The organism is Methanococcoides sp. (assembly GCF_030594565.1).
Taxonomy (GTDB): Archaea; Halobacteriota; Methanosarcinia; order Methanosarcinales; family Methanosarcinaceae; genus Methanococcoides; species Methanococcoides seepicolus.
Map to the genome: position 1 here is coordinate 1 of NZ_JAUVEY010000123.1, position 6,523 is coordinate 6,523.

At 42.4% G+C, this 6,523-nt stretch carries 8 protein-coding genes; 4 read left to right on the top strand and 4 right to left on the bottom strand.

Annotated elements, in window-relative coordinates:
* On the top strand, window positions 1–865 hold an 865-nt coding region (locus tag QAS77_RS09505), incomplete at its 5' end, for a PGF-pre-PGF domain-containing protein (RefSeq protein ID WP_305065179.1).
* A 322-nt stretch (window positions 866–1,187) separates the two neighbouring features.
* Window positions 1,188–1,886, top strand: a complete 699-nt coding sequence (locus QAS77_RS09510) for a hypothetical protein (protein ID WP_305065181.1) — start codon at window positions 1,188–1,190, stop codon at window positions 1,884–1,886.
* Between the two features lie 11 nt (window positions 1,887–1,897).
* Here QAS77_RS09510 and QAS77_RS09515 read toward each other — a convergent pair whose 3' ends face one another.
* The 4 genes from QAS77_RS09515 to QAS77_RS09530 form a co-directional block, all read right to left on the bottom strand.
* Window positions 1,898–2,164 (bottom strand): DUF3303 domain-containing protein, encoded by a 267-nt coding sequence (locus QAS77_RS09515; RefSeq protein WP_250869116.1) that lies wholly within the window; start codon window positions 2,162–2,164, stop codon window positions 1,898–1,900.
* Window positions 2,165–2,328: 164 nt separating this feature from the next.
* Window positions 2,329–2,595: a DUF3303 domain-containing protein gene (locus QAS77_RS09520; RefSeq protein WP_250869115.1), complete on the bottom strand. Its 267-nt coding sequence runs from the start codon at window positions 2,593–2,595 to the stop codon at window positions 2,329–2,331.
* Between the two features lie 116 nt (window positions 2,596–2,711).
* On the bottom strand, window positions 2,712–2,978 hold the full coding sequence (locus tag QAS77_RS09525) for a DUF3303 domain-containing protein (protein WP_250869113.1): 267 nt from the start codon (window positions 2,976–2,978) through the stop codon (window positions 2,712–2,714).
* A gap of 446 nt (window positions 2,979–3,424) precedes the next feature.
* Window positions 3,425–4,918: a replication factor C large subunit gene (locus QAS77_RS09530; protein ID WP_305065185.1), complete on the bottom strand. Its 1,494-nt coding sequence runs from the start codon at window positions 4,916–4,918 to the stop codon at window positions 3,425–3,427.
* Window positions 4,919–5,037: 119 nt separating this feature from the next.
* Here QAS77_RS09530 and mtxX point away from each other — a divergent pair, with 119 nt between their 5' ends.
* Together mtxX and QAS77_RS09540 are read left to right on the top strand one after the other, a co-directional pair.
* On the top strand, window positions 5,038–5,865 hold the full coding sequence (mtxX, locus tag QAS77_RS09535) for a methanogenesis marker protein Mmp4/MtxX (RefSeq protein WP_305065187.1): 828 nt from the start codon (window positions 5,038–5,040) through the stop codon (window positions 5,863–5,865).
* A gap of 80 nt (window positions 5,866–5,945) precedes the next feature.
* The coding region (locus QAS77_RS09540; protein WP_305065188.1) for a hypothetical protein at window positions 5,946–6,523 on the top strand (578 nt) is incomplete at its 3' end.

The following is a 6,523-nucleotide window of genomic DNA, read 5'->3' on the forward strand; positions in this document are numbered from 1 at the left end:
GATCACCGCAACAAGCGAGATCCCGGTAAAGGAAGGCCGTTACGAATTCAAGTATTCGACCACTTCCATGCCAGAAGGGGATTTCACACTGACCATCGATGGCGAGACAAAGACGATACACTTGAACTCCTTGTCCGATGACGCAAGCACCCCAAGCGACAGTTCCAGCTCAGGTGGTAGCTCTGGCGGAAGCGGTGCCGGAACAAGCCCTGACAAAGACGCAAAGAATGTCCTGACAACCGATTTTGCTAACCTGAGGGTATTTAGCGGCACACCTGTAGAACATCATTTTGAACGAACTGCGAATCCTGTTACCTACATAAAGTTCACATCCGGCGTGACGGCCAAAAGTGTACCCATCACCATAGAGGTCCTTAAACAAACATCAGAACTTGTAAAAGAAACACCACAAGGAACTGTTTACAAGAACCTGAACATCTGGGTGGGCTATGAAGGATTCGCCGTTCCAAAGAACATAAAGGACGCAATGCTGGAGTTCAATGTAAATACTGCATGGCTTGAAGAGAACAACATCGAACCCCACAGGGTCTTCATTATGCATTACAACTCTGAAACCGATAAATGGGAAAATGTCCCAACAACATATATTGAGACCCGTGATAGTATTGCCTACTATCAGGCAGAACCGGACTCATTTTCACCATTTGCCATTGTAGGGATGGAAGACAAGGATACCCAGATAAGTGTTGAGGTTATGGACACCGATCCCGAACATTCATATGAGGATAACGCAAGCCATCTTAAACGAACTATGCTCACCCCCAATTTGATCACCCTTATCCTAGGATTGATAATTCCAACAGGAGCATTCGCAATCTACAGAAGGAACCGTAACAAAGAGTAAATCTCACCTATAGTGAGCAGGATGCCACTGGTTTCAACCGGTGGTTGTTGACTCTTCTGACTCTTTGTTTTACACTCTTCAAACTCTATGAAAATCATTTGATCTACTTTGCAAAGCGGAAAACAAAATGCAAGGAATGAATTATCGTATCTATGTTCTGTCAAATCAGGATAATATGTTCAAAATGACAACTTCTCAATAAATCTAAATAGTATACATTTTAATGTAATTGTATAGGCCAATGGGGGAATTTGGTGGAACCAGAAGTAATTACAACCTTGTCTTAACTTTTCTACTATACCTCGGCTACTTTTCCTGAAAATTGAAGGAAGATCAGCATCTAAAGTCACAAATTCATTTAGATATAAATGCAGAACATTATTATCTTAGGTACTTGTGGGGATCACTAGTATATGGGGGGATCATTACGATCAAAGAAGATTATAATCTATTCCTTACGCTCATCAAAAAAATAAATTCATTGTTCTATAGACCAGTTCCTGAAATCTCACATGGAGATCTGATTGAATGGGATGTATCTGCTATTCAATTAAAGCAAGGCGAGGAGCTAATGATCTCAGGTAAAACAAAACCTGAAAAAAGTATAAAATTAGACGTCAATTTCGAGATGTCAATTCCTGTTAATGATAAAAAGTATGAACACAGGTTCGATGACGTGGCGATAAATTCAATACCAAACGAATTCCGGGTCGAGGCATATAATGTCAGGAACATGACCTTCACGGTCCGAATGCTTATACCTTTTAAGCAGTACAGAGAAGCTGAAAATGGGCGGGCGATATACATTGACAAAGATGTTCCTTCAGGAAACTATGATATAATCATAAATGGAGAAACTGAAAGTGCAGAAAATGTTCTATTGAAGATTAAAGCTTCGCAAACAATCGTTTCAGACAGTGAAGGCAATTTTGCTTACGGATATCCAACAAAAGCATTCCCAATTGGCCCCATTAAATTATTCATAGGAAAGGAAGAAAAAGAAATAAAAATAATCCCCTGAAAAAAGGGGATTCAGTTCCTTTTGCTCATTATTGTCATGAACTCGTTTGCTCCCATTACAGGAACAGTTTCAATGTAGCACACATCCGACCATGGGAGGTTGAATGTTGCAAAAGCCTCTGCATCGTCGCACTCATATAGGATAAAAAATCTGCCTCCCGTGAGATCGACCCATTGGTTGTGGACCTTTATTCCTGCAGGCATTTTTATTTCTTTAAAGTGTTCAAGTATGAGATCACGACTCTCTGGTTCCCAAGTACTGATTTCCATATATAACATATTAATTACCCCACTTTTAATTTAACAATTATACCATAAAAAATTAGATCCAAGAGGATCTCATGGCATTATTACTGTGTAATTGATGTTCATTGATCCATTACTGGCTTCAATATCGTCCTGGATCACATTTGCATTATTTACTTTTGACCATCTCTCGGATCTCAGCTTTTTCTGCTCATCAGTGATATGAACTCGGTTGATTTCATTACAGGGACAGTTTCAATGTAGCACACATCCGACCATGGAAGGTTGAATTTTGCAAAAGTCTCTGCATCCTCACATTCATACAGGATAAAATATCTTCCTCCCGTGAGATCGACCCATTGATCGTGTACCTTTATTCCTGCAGGCATCTTCAGTTCTTTTAAGTGTTCAACTATAAGATCACGTTTCTCTGGTTCCCAGGTACTGATTTCCATGTATAACATTTTCATTTCCCCAATTTTGATTTAATAATTACACCATATAAAAAAATGAAATTCTTTTGAATTTCATGGTGAATCTCATGCATTATTAATTTTTTAGCGATATTTGATATCTGGCCTTAGTATTTTCTGCTCATTACTGATATGAAATCGGTTGATTTCATTACAGGAACAGTTTCAATGTAGCAAATATCTGACCATGGAAGGTTAAATGCTGCAAAAGCTTCCGCATCGTCGCACTCATATAAGATAAAATATCGAGATCCTGTTAGATCTACCCATTGATCGTGTACCTTTACTCCTGCAGGCACTTTGATCTCTTTGAAGTGTTCAAGTATCAGATCACGTTTCTCTGGTTCCCATGTACTGATTTCCATGTATAACATATTCATTACCCCAATTTTGATTTAGCAATTATTTACTTTTACACCATCTCTGGTATCAAATATAATTGACCTTCAATGGACAGTTTTTACAGATTGTCTGGTTGCTAAAAGCACAGCTAATAGTCCTTTTAGCATTTTCATCTGTGTCCCCCGACCACCAAATAAATTATGTATGTTAAGTTCAGTCCCTATTTCATATATAGCTTACTATCTATTCTGACCAAACTATATTTAGCTTTACAATAAGCTCGATAAGAAGCCTTTAAGGTAGGGTCATGAGCAAATGTGGCCAAGTTATTTTGAAAAATTAATTTACTAAATAAGGGCTCTTATGGATTATCTGATAAAGTAAACCGTTGATATTGACACACCTTTTAAGTTTGTGTCTCAATATCTTGAAATTCCCTTCTTTTACTTGATCTCGAATGCAAGGGCAATGCTATATTTCAGAAGTCGAACAATGTCTTTTGCGGTTTAGGCTTTGATGCACTCTTTTTTACAGGAGGTACATTCTCGGTCTCTTTCTTTTCGACCTTGTCCTCTTGAGGTGCACTGTTGATCATCTGTGTCAGGTCCATCTGTTTCTTGTCAGGTGTCTGTTTTCTAGGCTTCTTCTCAAAGAACGCCTGACCTTCATCGCGTCCAAGGCTCTGTCGTCTTGCCTGTGCGAGGTCATGTATCCTCTGTATGTCCTTTGTGACCTTTTTCTTGCCCGTGAGATAGACCATCTCATCAATGCTCAGTTCAAGATCGAAAGTGACATCTGCTGCATATTCGTCTTCTTCCAGCATCCTGCCGTAAAGGTGTGCAAGGTCTGTGCGTGAATATCGCATGGATTTATTGGCATGGTCCGCTATCTTTGAAGCGATATTATCTCTCATATCACGTTTTGCCCTTAATTGTCCCATCTTTCGCCAGAACGATGGTGGCTGGTACTTTGTGAACCCGCGGCCAACGTGGGTCTTTGAAACAACGGTACCGCATGTCATAAGGGCACCTGCATATCTCCATAGACGGTAGCTCTGTCGTTTTCTTACACGGCCGAGGTACCTGTCCGCTTTGGCCAAATGCCCATATCCTGTGATGAGGTCTTCCTCTGTGCCTTCTTCAGTTCCATATTGTAAAGGCAGGTTCTCGTCTATCCAGTGGATAAGGTTCTCAGGGGTCTCATCAAGACCATAGGTAGCTTCCAGTGCTTTCTTTGGGTCTGTGTTCTTGAATATCTTTCCAAGCACTTTGAAGATCGACTCTTTTGTATCCCTTTCGGAAGTAGCGATATCCTCTATGTGTATCTCATCCCTTCCGACTGCCACTGCCTGAAGGTCTTTAATGGCACTTCGCAGGTCCCCTCCGGCGTTCTCCGCCAGCTTTTCAAGAACTCCGACACCGCACATTATCTTCTCTTCGACACAGATCCTCTTAAGTGCCGGTATCATGGAACGTCCCTGTACTGAATTGAACTTGAGTTCAATGCAGAGTGAACGTATGGAAGGTGTAAGTCCATAGAGATCGTTGGCAATAAGCACGATGGGGTGATCTGTCTTCTTTATAATGTTGCCGATGGCCCGAGTTCCTCCTCTGTCGGCATTCCCGTGGATATTATCGGCCTCATCAAGTATGATAAGTCTCTTTGCAGTGGTTCCTGTAAGGGAGCTCATCTTTGATGCAGAACCAGCGACCCTTTCAATGACGCCTGCTGTCCTCTGGTCACTTGCGTTAAGTTCAATGGTCTCCCAGTCAAGGTCCCTGGCAAGTGCATGTGCTGCAGAGGTCTTTCCAACACCTGCAGGACCATGCAGTATGACCGCTCTTTTTTCAGGCGTTCCTGATAGCCATGACTGTGCCCATTCACGCATATCCACAACAGACTTTTTGTTGCCTACAATGTCCGTAAGGGACCGTGGTCGGTATTTTTCAACCCATTCGATAGATTCTGCCATCTGTGATCATACCTTACATAAAAGGGAAAAGTAATTAATGTTTGCATTTCTTTTTGATTCTAATTAATATCATTTCTGGCAGGTGTATCGTGGCTCGGCAAAGCAGCACAGAAGATCTTATGGATGTTGTCAGAAGAAGGGCTATTTCAAATGTAGCAAAGGTCGCCATAGGAGTTCGGAACCCTTCTGCAAAGATGATCTCCAGTATCGAGAATGCCCACAATTCAGGTTATGCTCACGTTATTCTCGTAGGGGATAAAAAGGAGATCGATTCTGTGGGAACTTTTCTTGAGATCATCAATACCCATGAACCTGAGATGGTGCTTGGTGATCTGCTTGCTTCCGGTTCCGTGGATGCTGCGGTAAGAGGCACTGCTAATGCTTCCGGCACTCTTTCCCATCTTAAGTATGTCCTTGGCATAGATAAGTTGTATCGCATGGCTTTTCTGATAAGTGCGGATGGTGTCCCGTTCTTCCTTGCTCCTGTCGGTATCGATGAGGGAAATGACCTTTCGGACAAGATAACCCTTGTGCGTCTTGGTGTCGAACATATACGCAGGTTCGATATCGAGCCTGTGGTGGGCATACTTTCAGGGGGCAGAATGGGAGATCTTGGCAGGCACGAGAAGATCGACCGTACCCTTGCAGATGGGGATTTCCTTGCAGCCCGGCTTCGGGAAAACGGTATATGTGCAAAGCATTATACAATACTCATCGAAGATGCTATCAAGGAAGCGAACTTTATCTTTGCTCCGGATGGTATAACCGGCAACCTGATCTTCAGGACACTTGTTTTCCTCGGCGGAGGGGACGGTATTGGTGCGCCGGTATTGATGGATGATCATGTCTTCGTGGATACTTCCCGAGTGGGTGGCCATTATACGAAAGCCATAATGCTTGCCAGTGCTCTTGTGGACATGAAGAACGAAAGGAACGGATCGAATTAAGGGGTGTTTACATAGAAACTGTTGCCTGTGACTGGCCTGTTGTAAAAGGGGATTGTGTATCCGGTAAAGAGGATTCCTGTATTGCTGTTATCACACTTGCGAGTTCATTGGAACCGTATGGAGAAGCTGCTATGTGGGGTAGTTGCAAGACCGAGAACCTTGGTGCGGAAAAGATCATCATAAACACTATCTCAAATTCCAATATAAGGTATGTGCTGCTGTGTGGCAATGAATCAAAAGGTCACCTTGCAGGACAGACGCTTATTGCACTTCATAAGAACGGCATCGATGATGATGGTCGCATAATTGGTTCGGACGGTGCCATTCCTTTTGTGGAGAACATCGGCAAGGATGCCATCGAACGTTTCCAGAAACAGGTTACTATAATTGACCGCATAGGGCTTACTGATATTGATGAAATATACAATATCGTTGATGAATACAGCTCAAAGGACGGTTCATATTGCGAAGGTCCTTTTGTTGTGGAAGTTGTGAAGAAGAGGATGACAGTCCCAAAGGATATGGTGGGTGGCAGTATGTTCTGTTTCCAGAAGGAACAGAATATCGTGAATATTGCCGGAGTGAAGCTGGGCGGGCAGCCCGGTGAGCTACCGACAGTCCTTGCAGGTACTATCTTCTATGAAGGGCATAAAATTGT